The 16,738-nt window shown below is 67.0% G+C and carries 13 protein-coding genes; 6 read left to right on the forward strand and 7 right to left on the reverse strand.

Annotated features, from left to right (window positions below):
• The first annotated feature begins 367 nt into the window (after window positions 1-367).
• The 5 genes from FJY73_11140 (at window position 368) to FJY73_11160 (ending at window position 7,767) form a co-directional block, all read left to right on the forward strand.
• Window positions 368-3,715 (forward strand): PD40 domain-containing protein, encoded by a 3,348-nt coding sequence (locus FJY73_11140; protein ID MBM3321219.1) that lies wholly within the window; start codon window positions 368-370, stop codon window positions 3,713-3,715.
• Between the two features lie 47 nt (window positions 3,716-3,762).
• A complete protein-coding gene (locus tag FJY73_11145; GenBank protein MBM3321220.1) occupies window positions 3,763-4,671 on the forward strand; it encodes a GNAT family N-acetyltransferase in 909 nt (302 codons plus the stop codon).
• A 264-nt stretch (window positions 4,672-4,935) separates the two neighbouring features.
• Window positions 4,936-5,853 (forward strand): sulfide/dihydroorotate dehydrogenase-like FAD/NAD-binding protein, encoded by a 918-nt coding sequence (locus tag FJY73_11150; protein MBM3321221.1) that lies wholly within the window; start codon window positions 4,936-4,938, stop codon window positions 5,851-5,853.
• A 29-nt stretch (window positions 5,854-5,882) separates the two neighbouring features.
• Window positions 5,883-7,313: an NADPH-dependent glutamate synthase gene (gene gltA / locus FJY73_11155; GenBank protein MBM3321222.1), complete on the forward strand. Its 1,431-nt coding sequence runs from the start codon at window positions 5,883-5,885 to the stop codon at window positions 7,311-7,313.
• A 25-nt stretch (window positions 7,314-7,338) separates the two neighbouring features.
• The gene (locus FJY73_11160) at window positions 7,339-7,767 is read left to right on the forward strand and encodes a peptidylprolyl isomerase (GenBank protein MBM3321223.1); all 429 of its coding nucleotides are present in this window, start codon (window positions 7,339-7,341) and stop codon (window positions 7,765-7,767) included.
• 257 nt (window positions 7,768-8,024) lie between these two features.
• Here the strand turns inward: FJY73_11160 and FJY73_11165 are convergent, their stop codons facing one another.
• On the reverse strand, window positions 8,025-9,884 hold the full coding sequence (locus FJY73_11165; protein MBM3321224.1) for a T9SS type A sorting domain-containing protein: 1,860 nt from the start codon (window positions 9,882-9,884) through the stop codon (window positions 8,025-8,027).
• Here FJY73_11165 and FJY73_11170 point away from each other — a divergent pair.
• Window positions 9,883-10,077 (forward strand): hypothetical protein, encoded by a 195-nt coding sequence (locus FJY73_11170; GenBank protein MBM3321225.1) that lies wholly within the window; start codon window positions 9,883-9,885, stop codon window positions 10,075-10,077. The genes FJY73_11165 and FJY73_11170 overlap by 2 nt on opposite strands.
• On the opposite strand, the gene FJY73_11175 is transcribed toward FJY73_11170, so the two are convergent.
• From FJY73_11175 to FJY73_11200, 6 genes are all read right to left on the reverse strand, one after another.
• Window positions 10,074-10,673 (reverse strand): hypothetical protein, encoded by a 600-nt coding sequence (locus FJY73_11175; GenBank protein MBM3321226.1) that lies wholly within the window; start codon window positions 10,671-10,673, stop codon window positions 10,074-10,076. The genes FJY73_11170 and FJY73_11175 overlap by 4 nt on opposite strands.
• Window positions 10,674-11,012: 339 nt before the next feature.
• Complete coding sequence (locus FJY73_11180) at window positions 11,013-13,049, reverse strand: T9SS type A sorting domain-containing protein (protein ID MBM3321227.1); 2,037 nt, start codon at window positions 13,047-13,049, stop codon at window positions 11,013-11,015.
• Between the two features lie 122 nt (window positions 13,050-13,171).
• Window positions 13,172-13,774, reverse strand: coding sequence for a hypothetical protein (locus FJY73_11185; protein ID MBM3321228.1), 603 nt, complete (start codon window positions 13,772-13,774; stop codon window positions 13,172-13,174).
• Window positions 13,775-13,778: 4 nt separating this feature from the next.
• On the reverse strand, window positions 13,779-14,651 hold the full coding sequence (locus FJY73_11190; protein MBM3321229.1) for a hypothetical protein: 873 nt from the start codon (window positions 14,649-14,651) through the stop codon (window positions 13,779-13,781).
• Window positions 14,648-15,982: a hypothetical protein gene (locus tag FJY73_11195; GenBank protein ID MBM3321230.1), complete on the reverse strand. Its 1,335-nt coding sequence runs from the start codon at window positions 15,980-15,982 to the stop codon at window positions 14,648-14,650. The genes FJY73_11190 and FJY73_11195 overlap by 4 nt, the downstream gene beginning before the upstream one ends.
• A 56-nt stretch (window positions 15,983-16,038) precedes the next feature.
• The coding region (locus FJY73_11200; GenBank protein ID MBM3321231.1) for an ammonia-forming cytochrome c nitrite reductase subunit c552 at window positions 16,039-16,738 on the reverse strand (700 nt) is incomplete at its 5' end.

A 16,738-nucleotide genomic window follows, 5' to 3' on the forward strand; every position in this document is an offset into this window, starting at 1 on the left:
AGGCCGGGTACCCGCCCCCTCGATGATGGAGCCGAAGGCTCCCGCCCGTGGGGGGGTGGCCGAGCGATTGGAGCCGAGAACGCGCGAGGCGCGTTCGGAGGCGTCCCCGAGGGGGAGGTCGGCCCGTCGAGCGAGCCATCCGAGAACGTGGAATCGGTATCGGATACCTTCTCGATAGCCGGAGCGGAACATCCGCGAACCGTCCTCCGATATTGAACATGCCGCGGGGAGGATTCGTCCTTAGAATACATTCGGAAACGCCTTCGGCCCGGCATCTGGGGTGGGACCGTGTGGGTCTCGTCCCCCGACATCGATCGCCGCTGCCCTGCGCTCTCCCGGATCGGGCGGCGGCCACATGGGAGGTTTCATGAGCGGAAGAAGGAATCGTTGCGCGTCTTTCGGAGCGGCGGTCGCTGCCGCGTGCGCGCTCTTCGCCGCATCGGTCGCGGCGGGAGCTGAACCGGGTTACCTACGCTCCCCCGATCTTCACGGCCCCACGATCGTCTTCACGGCGGAAGGGGATCTCTGGATGGCCTCTGATGACGGCCGCGACGTCCGCCGGATCACCTCGCACGCGGGCGATGAGACGGGAGCGAAGTTCTCCCCCGACGGATCGAGAATCGCCTTCTCCGGCTTCTACGACGGGAACACGGACCTCTACGTCATGCCGTCCGCGGGGGGCGAGCCGAGACGTCTCACGTGGCATCCCGCTCCTGACTTCTGCATCGGATGGTCGCGCGACGGATCGCGCATCTACTTCCTCAGCTTCCGGGAAAGCCCGAACCGCTCGCCGGATTTCTTCTCGATCCCGGCTTCGGGGGGCGAGCCGGAGAAGGTGCCGATCGGCTGGATTTCCACCTTCGACGAGGATGCCGCGACCGGCCGCTTCGCCTTCACGCGCACCGCCGGCGGCGGAACGTGGAAGCGCTACCGCGGAGGGACCGCCGCGGATATCTGGGTCGGCGATCCTAGACAAGCGGACTATCGACGGATCACCGATTTCGAGGGGGCGGATCTCTACCCGATGTGGCACGGCGGGCGAATCTACTTTCTCTGCGATCAGGGGGGAACGATGAACATCTGGTCCCTCCTTCCCGATGGATCGGACCGCAGGAAGCACACCGATTTCGACGGGTGGGACGCGCGCCACGCATCGATGAGCGACTCCGGACGAATCGTCTTCACCCTCGCGGGGAACATCCACGTTTTCGATCCGGCCGCGGGAAGCGAACGCCTGGTGCCGATCGATCTCCCGAGCGAGCGGATTCTCACGAGAAAGCGCTATCCCGATGCGGAAAAGTACCTGACTTGGTTCACGCTTTCTCCCGACGCGGAGCGGCTCGCCATCGTGACCCGCGGCGAGATCTTCTCGGTTCCGGCGGAGGAAGGTGTCACCCTCCCTGTCACGCACGGAAGCGGCGCGCGCGAGCGAGACGCATGCTACGACCCCGCCGGCAAGAAGGTCGTCTACATCTCGGACGCGAGCGGCGAGGAGGAGATCATGATCGCTGACGCCTGGGGGCGCGGCGGGGCGAAACGCCTGAAGAAGGCGGCGGAGAGCAACTGGTTCTTCCCGCCTACTTGGTCTCCCGACGGGAAGCAGATCGCCTACGCGGACGAGAACCAGGATCTCTACGTCGTCGACGCGGACGGGGGCGAACCGGTTCTCGCCGACCACTGCGACTTCGACGAGATCCGCGACTACGTCTGGAGTCCCGACGGGCGGTGGCTCGCCTATTCCAAATCAAACGACGTCGACATTCGCTCGGTCTACATTTACGACACAAAGGAAAAGAAGGTCCGCGCGGCGACCGGTTGGACGACGGACGACCACACTCCGGCCTGGGATCCGGACGGGCGCTTCCTCTACTTCCTCAGCGATCGCGTGATGAACCCGCACATCGGTTGGCGCGACTTCGAGACGATCGAGGCGGCGACGACCCGCCCCTATATGCTTCTCCTTCGTCCGGACGTGGAGAACCCGCTCGTCGCGAGGAAGGGGATCCCGCCGAAGGAAGGAGCCGAGGAAGAGAAGGGGAAGAAGAAGGAAGAGGAGAAGAAGGGAAGGAAGGAGAAGGAGAAGAGCGAGGACGAAGAGGAGGAGAAGGCGCCGGAACCGGTCGAGATCGACTTCGAGGGGCTTGCCGAACGCTACCTCGAGCTTCCGGTCGAGACGGGGCGCTACTACGGGCTCGCCGCGACATCGAAGAAGGTCTTCTATCTCTCTAGGCCGCCGGAAGGGCTCGCCGAGGATTTCGATTTCGACGACGAGCCGAAACCGAAGGCATCCCTCCTCGCGTTCGATCTCGAGGAGAAGGAAGCGAGCACGTTTCTCGACGGGGTTTCCGCCTTCGAGGTCGGCGCGAAGAAGGAGAAGATCGCCGTGATGAAGCGCCGCGGCGAGATCTACGTGGTCGACGCATCCTCCGCGCCGAAAGACATCGAGGATGCGAAGGTCTCCCTCTCGGATCTCGTCGTCGAGCTCGATCCGCGAGAGGAGTGGCGCCAGATCTTCTTCGAGGGATGGCGGAACATGCGCGACTTCTATTGGGACGAGGGGATGCACGGAATCGACTGGAAGGCGGTTCGCGATCGGTACGCCACCCTGCTCCCCCGCCTCGCGACGCGGGATGACCTCCGGGATCTCATGGCGGAGATGATCGGCGAGCTCGCCACCTCGCACACGTACGTTTGGGGCGGCGACTCGGGGAAGGACGTTCCCGGCGTCTCGACCGGAACTGTCGGCGCGGAGCTCGCGCGGGAGGGGGACGCCTTCCGCGTGACGCGCATCTACCGGGCCGATCCCGCGGACCGCGTGCGTTCCCCGCTCGAGGAGCCCGGGGTCGCCGTGCGCGAGGGGGACTACATCCTCGCGGTCAACGGCCTCCCGTTCCCCCCGAATGAGCCGTTCGAGGCGAGCCTCGAGAACCTCGCGGGGAAGGAGGTTCTCCTCACGGTGAACGACCGCCGCTCGCGCGAGGGTGCGCGCGATGTCGTGGCGAAGCCGCTTCGCGGGCGGGAGGCAGGGAACCTCCTCTACGCGGACTGGGTCCGCCGAAACCGCGAGCGCGTGGCGGAGAAGACCGGCGGAAAGATGGGATACATCCACGTCCCCGACATGGGCGGGAGGGGCCTCGCGGCGTTCGACCGGTGGTTCTATCCGCAGCTCGAAAGGGAAGGAATGGTCGTCGACATGCGCTGGAACGGGGGCGGCTTCGTTTCGCAGCTCATCGTCTCCCGGCTCGCGCGTAATCCGGTCATGTTCGGGCGCGCGCGCGGAGGCGACACCTGGAACTGGCCGGCGCGCGTTCTCAACGGCCCCTTCGTCGTCCTTACGAACGAGTTCGCCGGCTCCGACGGCGACCTCGGACCCTTTGCGATTCAACAAATGGAGCTCGCGCCGATCATCGGCAAACGCTCCTGGGGGGGCGTGATCGGGATCCGCGGGGACAAACCCCTCGTCGACGGCGGCGTAGAGACCCAGCCGGAGTACGCTTACTGGGCGCCTTCGGTCGGGTGGGGGCTCGAGAACCGCGGCGTCGAGCCGGACATCGAGGTCGACAACCTCCCGCAGGAGATCGGGCGCGGCATCGACGCGCAGCTCGACCGCGGGATCGAGGAGCTTCTCCGGCTTCACAAGGAAAGACCTCCCGCCAAACCGGCTTTCGAGCCGGCGCCGGACCGGAGCCGCAAGGCGTACCGGAGAGAGCTGTAGCGGAGCGACGTCCCCGCGTGCTCGCGCGAGGACGCGCATCGAGGGGGATGAAGATGGCGCGCGAGGGGATTCGTTTCCGCCGCTGCCGCCGCGAGGATCTCTATCCCGCGGTCCGGCTGATCCTCCGGTCGATCGGCGATCTCAGGGAGAAGACCGGGAAGCCGCCGGTCCCGTGGAGGCCGCGCGCGGCGCCAGCGTTTGCCCACCATCTCTTCTCCACCGACCCGGAAACGTTCCTCTGTGCATGGAAAGGGACGCGCCTCGTCGGTTTCGCCGCGGCGATCGTTCGCGGGAAGCAATGGTATCTCGCCTGGCTCTTCGTCGATCCCAGGCTTCAAGAGCGCGGGATGGGGCGGGAGATGCTTCGGCGCGTGTGGCGAGACGGTCCCGGCATGACGCACGCGCTCGGAACCTTTACCTATAACCAACACGCGGTCGGTCTCTACACGAGCTTCGGCATGCTCCCGCACGAGCTTCTCACGGTGATGGAGGCGAAGACCGAGAAGATCCTCTTGCCGAAGAGGCCGGCTTTTGATGCATCAAGCGAAGTCCGGCGCGGCGATCTTGCCTGGATCGATCGTCTCGAGCGAGCGATCCGCGGATACCCGCATCCGGAAGAGTGGAGGTTCTGGGCGGGCGACGAGGAGTTCCACGTCCTCGTATTCCGGCGCGGCGGCCGCCGGGTCGCGTACGGCATGATCGGACCGCGTGGAGAGATCCAGCCGATCGGCGTGGAGTCGGCCCGGGATCTCCGCGCGGCGGTGGACGCCTCGATCCTCGCCGCCGCGAAGCTCGGGAAGGAGACCCTCCGTTTCTTCTGCCCGAACGGCAACCGCGCGATCTACGGCTACCTCCACGCCCTCGGATTCCGAAACGTGGAGATGCTCGTCTTCATGACCGACCGTCCCTACGGCGACTTCTCGCGCTACCTCCCCGCGACGCTCGCGGTGTTCTAGCGCCGCTCCAGAGTGGCTGGCAGAGGTGAGTCGGAGCGGCGCTCGACCGGGGTCTTCCCCCCTGGGAATCTCTTGGCCCCGCGGGCGGGCGGATGATAGATTTCACGGTAGCGCAACGCGTTCCGCCTGGCAGGTTCGCGGGGGTGCTGGTCCCTCAGCCGTTGTCCGGGGAGGATCTCCCCGGATGGACCTCCCCGTCGTCGCGCCGCCGGGTAGGCCCGCGTCGAAACGCAAGGCCCGTAGCGGTCTCAAGGAGAAGACGACATGTTTCGCATCTTGGAGGCGCGGTTCCTCGCTCCCACGGTCAAGTACTTCCGGATCGAGGCGCGCAAGATCGCGGAGAAACGGAAGGCGGGTCAGTTCGTCATCATCCGGGTTACCCCGAACGGGGAGCGGATCCCGCTCACGATCGCCGACGCCGACGTGAAAGAGGGATGGATCTCGCTTATCGTGCAGAGCCTCGGGAAGACCACCAAGCTCCTCAACACGCTCGAGGCGGGGGATGAGATCACCGATTGCGTCGGCCCGCTCGGCAAGCCTTCGGAGATCGGGAAGGTGGGGACGGTGGTCGTCATCGGCGGCGGTGTGGGGACGGCGATCGCGTACCCGACCGCGGTCGCGGCGAAACGCTTGGGGAACCACGTGTGCGCGATCATCGGAGGCCGCACGAAAGATCTCGTGATCCTCGAGAAGGAGATGCGCGCGATCTGCAACGAGGTCTACCCAACGACCGACGACGGCTCGTACGGCTTCCACGGCCTCGTCACCGACAAGCTCACAGAGCTGATCGACGCGGGCCGCTCGATCCACCACGTGCTCGCGATCGGCCCGGTTCCGATGATGCGCGCCGTCGCGCGGGTCACGCGCCTGCACGGAATCCCGACCACCGTGAGCCTGAACCCGATCATGGTGGACGGGACCGGCATGTGCGGGGGATGCCGGGTGCGCGTCGGCGGGGAGACGTTCTTCGCCTGCGTCGACGGCCCGGAGTTCGACGGGCACGAGGTCGATTTCGAGCTTCTCATGCTCCGCAACCGCTCGTATCTCGAGTTCGAGAAGACTCGCGACACCGAGCTTCTGGAAACGGAGCCGTGCAAGCTGCGGGCAGCGATCGCCGACCTGCAGGATCCGGAGAAGACCCGCATTCGGGAAGGACTCCGGCCCGATGGGAAGGAGTCGTGATGGCCGGCGGAATGGAGAAGAAGGACCGGATGAAGATCCCGCGCCAGAAGATGCCGGAGCAAGAACCGGAGATGAGGCGGGAGAACTTCTTCGAGGTGAACCTCGGCCTCACCGCGGAGATGGCCAAGCTCGAAGCGCTCCGGTGCCTCCAATGCCCGAAACCGAGATGCGTGGACGGATGTCCGGTCGGAATCCAGATCAGCGACTTCATCGCTCTCGTGGCGGAAGGAAAGTTCGACGAGGCGGTCAAGGTGGTCAAGCGCGACAACCTGCTCCCCGCCATCTGCGGGCGCGTCTGCCCGCAGGAGGAGCAGTGCGAGGTCCTCTGCGTGCTCGCGAAGAAGGGGGAGCCGGTCGCGATCGGGAACCTCGAGCGCTTCGTCGCCGACTTCGAGCGCGATTACGGCCTGATGAAAGTGGAACGCCTGAAGGTCAAGAAGACCGGCAAGAGAGTCGCGGTCGTCGGGAGCGGGCCCGCCGGGCTCGCGTGCGCGAGCGACCTGATCCGGATGGGCCACGATGTCACGGTCTTCGAGGCGCTCCACGCGCTCGGCGGCGTTCTCGTCTACGGAATCCCCGAGTTCCGCCTCCCGAAGGAGATCGTTCATGCGGAAATCGATCAGCTCCGAAAGATGGGCGTCGAGTTCCGGACGAACGCGGTGATCGGCCGGACCGACACGGTGGACGAGCTCCTCGCGAACGGATACGACGCGGTCTTCCTCGGCGTGGGCGCGGGGGCGCCCCGTTTCCTCGACATTCCGGGCGAGAACCTGATCGGCGTCTACTCGGCGAACGAGTTCCTGACGCGCGTGAACCTCATGCGCGCCTACCTCCCCGAATCGGAAACACCAGTCTATGACTGCAGCGGGAAGGAAGCGGCGGTTTTCGGCGGAGGGAACACCGCGATGGACGCGGTGCGGACGTCGCTTCGTCTCGGAGCGAAGAGCGGGCGGATCATCTACAGGCGCTCGGAGAAGGAGATGCCGGCGAGGAAGGAGGAGATCCACCACGCGAAGGAGGAAGGGGTCAAGTTCCTGATGCTGACGAACCCGGTCGAGTTCCTCGGGGACGAGAACGGTTGGCTCGTCGGCGTGCGCGTGCAGAAGATGGAGCTCGGCGAGCCGGACGCGAGCGGCCGCCGCCGTCCGGTCCCGGTGAAGGGGAGCGATTACGTGATCCTCTGCCAGATGGCGATCGTCGCGATCGGGAACAGCCCGAACCCGATCATTCAAAAAACGACCCCCGAGATCGTGCACACGAAGTGGGGGACGGTCGTCGCCGACGACCGGACCGGACGAACGACGAAACGCGGCGTGTTCGCGGGAGGAGACATCGTGACCGGAGGGGCGACGGTGATCCTCGCGCTCGGGGCGGGGCGGCGCGCGGCGAAGTCGATCGACGAGTTTCTCCGAACGGGCGAGTGGGAGGAACGGAAGAAAGAGGAACCGGCCGCGACCTGATCGACGCGGGAAGGGTGAGCACTTCATGTCGAAAGCAAACACAGGCGACACGGTCCGAGTCCGCTACCGCGGGACTCTCGAGGACGGCACGGAGTTCGACGCGAGCGAGGAGAAGAAGCCGTTCGAGCTGACGCTCGGCGCGGGACGCGTGATCCCCGGGTTCGAGAAGGCCCTTCTCGGGATGGAGGCGGGCGAGAGGAAGATCGTCCGGATTCCGCCGGAGGAGGCCTACGGCCGCTACCGCGAGGCTCTTCGTCTTCGCGTTCACCGAGAAACGCTCGGCGAGGGTGCCTCGTTCCGGGCGGGGCAAGAGGTCCGGATCCGCCGGAAGGGGGAGACGACCCTCATCGGGCGGGTCTTGGAGATCGCCGAGGAGGCGATCGTCGTCGACGCGAACCATCCTCTCGCGGGGAGAGCTCTCACGTTCGAGATCGAGCTTGTGGAGATCGTCTAGCCTAGATTATGCACGCGTTTCCTACTGCGGACGCAGATCGCGGCCTACGAAGCCTCCCTTCCGTCGCCGCTTCCTAGAGCGTAGCTCCGGGGCTACGTTTCCGGGAGCGGCTCGTCCAGGTCGGCCTCTCGGCTCGCACTCCGCGTCCTCGCGACGAAAACGTGTGCATAACCTAGGCTAGGCAGCGGCGCGGAAGATGCTTGATCGAGATCGAGGGGCGGGTCCTGGAGAACCCGCCCCTCTTCGCGTCTCTTCCTCTAGCGGAGGAGGAGGCTGCGCTTCGTGATCGTCTTGTCGCCGGCTTGCAGGCGGATGAAGTAGACGCCGGAGTCGACCTCGCGCCCGTCGTCGTCGCGCCCGTCCCAAATCGCCGTGTGGAAGCGGGCGGTCTGAACCTCGTCCACGAGGGTGCGAACGGAACGCCCACGAATATCATAGACGCGCACCGACACGGCGCCCCGTTCGGGGGTCGCGTAGGAGATCGTCGTGCTCGACCGGAACGGGTTCGGGGCGCCTGCGTGGAGGGCGAGCGCGGGCCGCGGAGCGCTTTCCGTCTCGGCGACGTCCGTGAGGACCTCGACAGGGGTCGAGATCTCGGCCATCGCGACCGGTGCGCCCTTCCCGTGCGCCGCCCACGCGTTGTAGAGATCGTCCCCCGCGCTGTTCGTCCAGTTCTCATCCCGCAGGAACTCCACGTACTCCTTCGTGGTCGTTTGGTAGTAAAGGGTCACGTGGACCGTCTCCGCCGAGGCCGAGAGATTGTACGGCGTGTCGTCCCAGTACGCGCCGTCCGCGTACGAATACGCGACCGGCGGCGACTGGATCGCCTCGAACTCCGCGTTGGTGAAACCGCGCGGCGGGATGCGGTTGTCCTCGTAGATCGTGTCGTTCAGCACGAAGTGGAAGGAGGGACCGGCGGGAAGGCCGAGCGCGGAGGCGAGCCCGGGGGAGAGCCCCGGATGGATCTCGTAGATCTTCGCCTGCTCGTCGTGCGAAAGCTCGCCCGTCCCGAAATCGTAATGACCCGACTCGAACACGGTCTGGCCCGCGCCGTCCACCGCCCGAACGTGTAGCCGGATTCTCCGTCCCTCCGGATAGCCGGAGGGAAGCTTGTGCGCCGTCTCGTTCGTCACCCGAACGAGAACTCCGTACTCGCTCGGCGTCGCCTCGAGCGTCGCGGCGAGACGGAGCATGTCGATCGCCCGCTGCTTTCCGTCTTGAAGGACGAGGCTGTCCGTCTCGCCCGGCCAGAATCCGGGGAGGATGTCCGGGAGGAAGGCGTTGCCCCCCATGAAATCGTGGAGCGGGAGATCGGTCCGCGTCGGAGAGCCCGGCTCGTTGCAGCCGGGGCCGACGACATCCCGCATGTGGCAGTCCTGACACGTCGAGACGATCCCGTTCGGTTTGTTCCCCGCGAACTCGGGCGCGTACACTCCGGTCGCGGCGTACTCGCTTCTCGACCACTCGCTGTACGTCCGCTCGATCGGGAACATGTTCCGGAGATCCATGTCCGGATGTTCCTCGTCGAACCCGTTCGGAACGTACTTCCCCGGCCCGGCGTTCACGAAGACCGGGTTGCTCACGTCGTGGCACACCCCGCAGATGTCCGACGAGCGGTGGAAGGGGGACTCGAGGAACTGATGGCTCGCCAGCGCGTCGGCGTAGGGGCCTCGGCGGTAGGGCGCCGGGTCGTTGATGAACTGCCCGTTCGCATAGTCGAGGGGGAGCGGAACGATCGCCTGGAGGACGAGCGTGTCGAGGGCCGGGCTCACCCCCGGAACGTAGTTGTGATCCACGGCGCGGTGGCAGAAATCGCACTGCACGCCGTGGCGGTCCTTCGCGGTGAGGAGGCCGCCGCCGGTGTCGGTCGAGCGGCCCTCCTGCCAGCCGCCCGGCGAATGGCATCGAATGCAGAGATCCCCGACCGAGGGAGCGTCCTGCTCGGCGATCGCGAGGCAGGCGAGGAAGAGCGGATCGCGCGCCGCCTGTCCCATCATGCTCCCCGACCATCCGTGCCACGGCTCCACCGCCGGATCGTAACCCCCGTGGCAGCTCCCGCATCCGCTCGGATCGTCGAGGACCGCCCCCTCGAACGGCTGCGTCCCGGAAAGATCCATGTCGCGAAGCGTGGAGGGGACGAACCCCGCCGGGACGCCGGCGATCGTGAAGTCGCCGTTGCTCTGGTCGGATCCCGGGTTCCCCGCGTTGTCGAAGGCCTCGACGCGGATCCGGTTCGTTCCGCCCGGCCGGTTCGGAACGAACCATGCGAAGGTCCCGGTCGAGGATTCGTTTCGTCCGACCGGCCTCTAGGTCGCGCTGCCGTCCTCGGAGAGATAGAAGTTCACATGTGAAATGCCGCTCGCGTCGGTCGCGGTATAGGTCGCCGAGGCGAAGCCGCCCGCCGAAACGTTCTCTCCTCCGTTCGGCGAGAGAACCGCGACCGACGGCGGCGTCGTGTCCAGTCCGCCGGACGGGGTGAGGTATGGTTCGACCTCGGAGACCGGAATGTTCGACACGCTGTTCTTGTTGAGCTGCGTGAGGCCCGGGAAGGTCGGCGTGTTGGCGAAGAGCGTCGAGGTGATCTCGACGAGGTTCGTGAAACCGTCGTTGTCGGAGTCGGCGTTCTCGATCGCGAGGATCGCTTGCGAGTTGTTGAGACCGGAGTTCAGGCCGACCTCGACGCCGAGGCCGTACGGGTTTCGCGTGCCGCCGCCCGCGAAGTCGAAGTGGCAGACGCCGCAGTGGTTCTGCCGGCTCGGGAGATCATCAAGCTGGGTGTTGGTCGCGTTCGGGTAGATGTTGAGGAACGTGTTGCGGATCGGATTGCGGGCCTCCGCGACGGGCGCTGCAAGAAAGACCGCGAGGACGAGAACGCTTGAAACGCGGATCCAGGGATTTCGAACCACGGGACCACCTCCCTCTCGTGACGGAAGTCCGGGAAGCGTTGGGGCGTGCGCCGACGTCCGGGCCCCACGCTCGAGAACAGGCGATAGTTTACCAAAACGAATGATCGGAATCAATGGTTATCTGCAAGAAAATCAATAAGTTAAGCGGGATCAATCAAGGGCATGAGGACGGTCAGAAGCCGGCACCCGAGGCCCTCGCCCCGCACCCCGGCCCCGAAAACGCCGGTCGAGTCTCTGTCGGATCAGGATTAGACGGACGTAACCCTCTTCGCGACAACGTGTTCCCGGTCTCCGATCTCGCCGCCCGGCGCGAAACGCACAGCTTGTCCGTCGCGATCCCTAACGGACGATCGTGATCTTCGTCGTCAGAACCCGATCCGCAGTTTCCAGCCGAACGAAGTAGAGCCCGCTCGGGGCCGGTTCTCCGCGGGCGTCCCGCCCGTCCCACTCCACGCGAACCGCGCCGGTCGCGGCATCGGCTTCCAGGAGCCGCGCGACGTGGCGGCCGCTCGCCGCGAACACATCGAGCCTCGCCGGTCCCGTTCGAGGGAGTGAGAACTCGATCGTCGTCGCCGGGTTCATCGGGTTCGGCCGCGCGGCGAGGAAGCTCTCCTTCGCCTCGGGGGCGGATCCCGGAAGAAGAACGCGCGCCGTGGGGGAGAAGAACTCCTCGCCTTCTTCAGTGAGAAGGACGAAGCGGTAGTCGTACGCCGCTCCCGCTTCCGCGGTCCGGTCGACGAACAGCGCCTCCCCCGAGGCGATCGGGATCGGACGGTCGGTGAGGCGGACCCAGAGCGGACCGGGGGTGAGGCGCCTCGCCGCCATCATGTCCGCCGCGCTCATCGCGCCCTTCGCATGAACCTCGAACAGTTCGTGCTTGAAGGAACCGGGCGCCTCGTCGTTCGCGAGCAGCCGCTCGACGTGGCAGGCGGGATAGCCGTGCGCCCCGCCGAGAAGGACTCGGACCCCGGACTCCGACGGAACGGCGCGGGCGAGAAGCGCGGGCTCCGCGACGCCGGTCGATAGGTCGCCCCCCTCGAGAAGATACGCGCGGCCTCCGGGAGGTCCGCCCGAGAGCATCTGCGTTCCGGCGACGACGTCCGGCCACCCGTTCCCCGTGATGTCGGTCACGCCGTTCACGAAGTAGAGGCGGTTCCCGGTGTTGTACCACCAGAGGCTGTCCCCGGTCGCGCCGTCGAAGAGGTACACGTGGTAGTCGAAGGAACCGGCGACGACGTCGTTGATCCCGTCGCCGTTCGTGTCCTCAACCCGTCCGATCGCCCACACGTCGCCGCCGTTCAGCGTTCCGACGCGCGTGTCCCAGAGGACCCCGCCGTCGATACCGGAAAGGACCACCGCGCGGTTGTCCCAGGAGCCGACGGCGACATCTTCGGTGCCGTCTCCGTTCACGTCCTCGAGCACCGCGAGGCGCTGAACGTAGGCGTAGCTTCCGATCGGCCGGATCCAGAGGACGTTTCCGTTCACGCCGTTCAGCGCGTAGACGTCCCCTCCCGCCGTCCACGTTCCGGCGACGACGTCGTTGACGCCGTCCCCGGAGATGTCCGCGATGCGCGCGACCGTGAGGACCGAGCCGGGCATCGGGCGGTTCCAGACGACGACGGCGCTCGGGCCGCCTCCCCCCGCGAGGACCCAGACCGCGTCCGCGTTGTCGCCGACGCCGAACGCGCCGTCGGCGCGGCCGTCGCCGTTCACGTCGTCGAGGACCGCCGAGCTGTAGACCGCGTCGCCCAGATACTTGTACCACATCACCAACCCGTCCCTCGGGCTCACGCAGTAGGCTCCATCGTTGTACGAGCCGCACGCGAAGAAGAGATCGGGGACGAGATCGCCGTCCAAGTCGGGAGCCGCCCGGATCGTGTAGACCCAGCCGGACGTGGGCGGTGAGGGGGGCGAGTCGGCGTACGTGTCGAAATGATAGAACACGCCGGCGTCGAGGCCGTCGAGGACGTAGGCGCTCCGTCCTCCCCACGCGGTCCCGAGGAGAACGTCCTCGTGTCCGTCGCCGGTGACATCCGGACCGACGATCATGCACTCGTTTCCGTACCCGCCGCCCGAGCTTGCCCCTCCCGCCGGTTTCGTCGACCAGATCACGCTCGCGGCCGGTCCGGGCGAGGCGCCGCTCAGGCAGTAGAGATGATCGCCGACCGCGCCGGCGTCGTAGCTCTCGACGATGATGTCCGGAACGCCGTCCCCGTCGACGTCCTCGATGTCGTCGATCGCGTAGACGTCCTCGACCCCTTGGAAGTACCAGACGAGGTCGCCGGCCGCGCCGAGAGCGGGCGCGGCGGACATCGGGATCAGCGGGAGCGTCGCGAGGAAGAGAAGGGGAAGGCAGAGGGAAAGGGAACGCGTCATGACGTCACCTCCTGCATGAGGGCGCGGGCTCGTCGGGAAAGGTGGAGTCGATTTCAGGATAGCACGAAGAAGCCGAGAGGTCGAGCCACCCGAGGACCGGGGGGCGGAAGCGAAGCCCCGAGCTATCCGTGGCAGTCGGCGCAGGAGACCCCGCTCGTCCCGCTCGCCGGCGGGAAGCCGTGGCAGCCGGCGCACCCGACGACCCCCTCCACGAGGGCGCGCCTCCCGTGAAAGGCGAGCGAGCTCGGATCGGTCCAGCCGGCGGGATGTCCTCCCGGGCCGCCCGCGTGGCACGCGGAGCAGGAGACGCCGCTCCACCCGCCGAGGAGGTCGGCCCCGTGGCAGTCGCGGCAGATGGCGAGCCCCTCGTTTCGGACGGCGGTCCCGTGGAAGCGCGCGGCGTCCGCGCGGACCCAATTCCTCGGGTGGCCGCCCGGACCGTCGTGACAATCGGAGCAGCCGGACGTTCCGGGATCGCCGGCGAGATCCTCGCCGTGGCAGGTCGTGCAGGCGGAAGGGCCCCTCTCCCTCACGCGCGCGCCGTGGAAGTCGGCAGACGAGATTTCGTTGAACTCTGAAGGATGTCCGGCGATCCGCGGCTCCTGCGGCGACCGGCGCTCGGCGCAGCCGGCGACGAGAAGAAGCGCGGCGAGCCCCGCGGCGATCGGTAGAAAGATCCCCCCGCTTCTTCCGCGCGATCGATTCGTCCTCGCGGCTCCGCGCATCGCCCTACCTCCCGTGACAGTCCGCGCAGATCGGAGATCCGCCCGCTTCCCCATGGCAGGCGACGCAGCTCTCGATGTCGAAGAGCGCTTCCTCGGCGTGGCGCCCTCCCTTCGAGAGAACCCAATCCGCGCGCGAGTGATTGTCGGGGAGCACCCGCTCGGCGATGTGACAGGAGACGCAGAAGGCCGCCTCTTCGTGGCAAGAAGCGCACGCGGTCTCGCGGCCGCGCGCCTCGAGCGCGTGTCCGAACGCGAAGCCGAGCCCGTGGCTCCTCGGCCGCACGTTGTCCCCCGCGTGGCACTCCTGACAGCCGCCCTCCGTGTGGCACCCGCCGCACGAGGCGCCCTCCACGCGGGCGTCCGCTCCGTGAAACCAGAGCCAGCTCTTCACGTGCGTGAAGGGGAGGAGCGTCTCCGACGGGGAATGACAGACCGCGCAGTCCGCGAAGCCCGCCGCGGTTGCGTGACAACTCCGGCAGAGCGTTTTCTCCGGAAGGCGCGGTTCTTCCGACGGATCTCCATGGCACGCTTCGCAGGTCATCCCGCGCGCGACATGCGCTTCATGCGTGAAGAACTGCGCGATCTCGACGAAACGGGCCGCCGCCTCGGGCGCGTCGGGGTTCGTGTGGCACGCGCCGCACGCGGACGACTCCTCGACGTCGTGGCAGTCGGCGCACGTCCCCTTGGAGGGGAGAAGGTTGTCCGCGCCGGAGCGGGACGATTCCGCGAGCCCGTGGCAAACCGAGCACTCGATCCCGTTCTCGTGATGCGTTGGGTGGGCCGATCGGATCCGATCGCGTCCGGATCCTTCCACGCGGCCTCCCGCGAGGATCGCGAGAACGAAGAGCGGGATCGCGAGAAGAAAGAACCGTCTCATCGCAGCCACCCACCTCTCGAAAGACCGAAGGCGCCCGTTCCGCGGCCCATCGTGAGATCGAGCCCCGCCAGAACCCGCACGTCCTCTTCTTCGAGCGGGGTTTCCAGGCTCTGGATCTCGACGAGAAGCGCCGTCCCCGAACGAGGAACGACGCGGATCCTCCCGAACGCGGTCGTGACCTCCCGCTCCTCCGCCTCCGGGGCGTTTTCGAAGAGCGCGTAAGTCAGGATCGTCGCCCCCCCCTCGAGCATGAGCCAAGGGAGCGGGGCGAACCGAACGTCGCCGAACCAGCGGCTTTCTTCCCCCGCGTCGCCGATCCGCGCCGAGTACCCGGCGCGCCCTACGGGGAAGAGAACCGCCCCGCCGATCCGAGCGGACGTCCGATCGTCCACCCGCGCGCCCGAGTAGTCGATCTCGCCGCCGAACTTGTTCCGATGCTCGTACCGAATCGATCCGCGCGCGAGGCGCGACCGGTGGACTCCGGTGAAGCGCGCGAAGTAGGAGCCCGCGTCGATCGACGGATACCGATCGACGAACTGCGCGGTGAGCACGGGGCAACCCGGGTTCCTTTGCATTTGAAGGACTGTCTCCGCGCGGGTCCATCGTTCCCCTTCGAGATCGTATGCGAAGCGTCCGGTGGCGCGAAGGCCGAGGATCGGCCGCGCGGCCGCCTCGAGGCCGACCGGCCTTGCCGAAACGCGATCGTCCTTCTCGAGGTAGGCGAACGAGAGCGAGGATCGCAAGCGGGGGGAAGGGTCGTAGGAGAGGCGCGCCCCGAGGACCGGATCGTCCCCGAAATCCCCCACGCGATCCCGGTAGGCGAGCACGATCGGCGCGCGCGCGCCTCCGTAGACCCGGGCGCGGAGCGCCTCGGCGGGCGAGAACGAGACCGCGAGACCGTCCAGGGTGAGCCCCGAGACCCCTTCCTGAACGAACTGGCGCCCGAGGCGGGCCGAGAGACGCGGGGTGATCCTCGCGGACAGGTATCCGGAAGAGAGGCGCGCGCGATCGTTGATCTTCTCGGAGAGGGAGATGTCGTCGTGCACGCGCCCGGATACATGCATCGAAAGGCGCCCGTTCGCCAGACCGGAAATGGCTCCGTCGATCTGCTGATACGCACCGAGGCGGTCCTGCGTCGCGCCGCTTCTCGTCTCGGTTTGGAACGCGTAACCGGTCGTGCGGAGGCGGAGCCACCAGGAGGTCGCGTCCGTCCCGTCGTTTGCGGCGAGGCGCGAGGCGAAGAGAAGCGAGAGGAGGAGGGCCGCCGCGCGCGGACGAAGTCGTACGGAAGCGGAACCGACCACGCGCGGGCGTTCGTTCGTTCCGTTCACGGCTCTCCTCCCAATTCGAGGCTTCTCCGCGCGGCGGCCCGGCCGCGGCGGAAGACCTACTCGATGAGCAGGCGCGCCTTCCCCAGCTTTCCCGTGTCGAGGAAGAGAATACTCCTCTGCAGGAGCTGGATCGAGTAGGTCGTGTTGTGCACGCCCTTCGACCCGTCATAGTCCACGAATGCCCAATTGTAACCGGCTTTCCTCTGGTCGGCGGTCGTGATCGTGGCGTTCCCGAGGAGTCCCGCGAAGGCGTCATGGTCGCCCGCGGCCGCGGCGAGCGCCTCGCGCGACGCCTGGCTCGTGCTCGCGTCCACGATCGACCAGGCGAGCGTGTCGAGCAGTCCTTGAATCTCCCCCTGAACCCCCTCGATCGCGCCGTCCCCGTCGAAGTCGTCCTTCGCGAGAACTTCCGAGAAGTCGGAGATCGCTCCGTGGCAGGGACTGCACGCGCTCGTCGTCGGTTCGAACGTATGGCCGGTGAAGTAGGGGAGGCTCTCCTCGACGCGGTTTACGTGGCACGTGACGCACGCATCCTGCACGAGGATGTGTTTGCTCGATGCGAACGCGAAGCCCGGTGCGACGCCCTCGTATCCGTTAACGCCGGCGAGCATGTCCCCCTGGTTCGAGTGGTGCGGGCCGAAGTTCGCGGTTCCGTTGTCGATCTGTCCCTGCACCTGGGTGCCGGTGCGGCGCCCGTTGTGGCACGCCATGCAGAGGCGACCGGCGCCCGCGCTTGGAATCAGCGGGGAGTTCGGG

Source organism: Candidatus Eisenbacteria bacterium (genome assembly GCA_016867715.1).
Classification (GTDB): Bacteria; Orphanbacterota; Orphanbacteria; order Orphanbacterales; family Orphanbacteraceae; genus VGIW01.

What these genes read in the sequence shown, in the direction of transcription:
- FJY73_11145 (MBM3321220.1), top strand. Translation starts at nt 3,763, where the DNA reads ATGAAGATGGCGCGCGAGGGGATTCGTTTCCGCCGCTGCCGCCGCGAG.
- FJY73_11170 (MBM3321225.1), top strand. Translation starts at nt 9,883, where the DNA reads ATGTCGCGAAGCGTGGAGGGGACGAACCCCGCCGGGACGCCGGCGATC.
- FJY73_11140 (MBM3321219.1), top strand. Translation starts at nt 368, where the DNA reads ATGAGCGGAAGAAGGAATCGTTGCGCGTCTTTCGGAGCGGCGGTCGCT.
- FJY73_11150 (MBM3321221.1), top strand. Translation starts at nt 4,936, where the DNA reads ATGTTTCGCATCTTGGAGGCGCGGTTCCTCGCTCCCACGGTCAAGTAC.
- gltA (MBM3321222.1), top strand. Translation starts at nt 5,883, where the DNA reads ATGAAGATCCCGCGCCAGAAGATGCCGGAGCAAGAACCGGAGATGAGG.
- FJY73_11190 (MBM3321229.1), bottom strand. Translation starts at nt 14,651, where the DNA reads ATGAGACGGTTCTTTCTTCTCGCGATCCCGCTCTTCGTTCTCGCGATC.
- FJY73_11160 (MBM3321223.1), top strand. Translation starts at nt 7,339, where the DNA reads ATGTCGAAAGCAAACACAGGCGACACGGTCCGAGTCCGCTACCGCGGG.
- FJY73_11165 (MBM3321224.1), bottom strand. Translation starts at nt 9,884, where the DNA reads ATGGATCTTTCCGGGACGCAGCCGTTCGAGGGGGCGGTCCTCGACGAT.
- FJY73_11185 (MBM3321228.1), bottom strand. Translation starts at nt 13,774, where the DNA reads ATGCGCGGAGCCGCGAGGACGAATCGATCGCGCGGAAGAAGCGGGGGG.
- FJY73_11180 (MBM3321227.1), bottom strand. Translation starts at nt 13,049, where the DNA reads ATGACGCGTTCCCTTTCCCTCTGCCTTCCCCTTCTCTTCCTCGCGACG.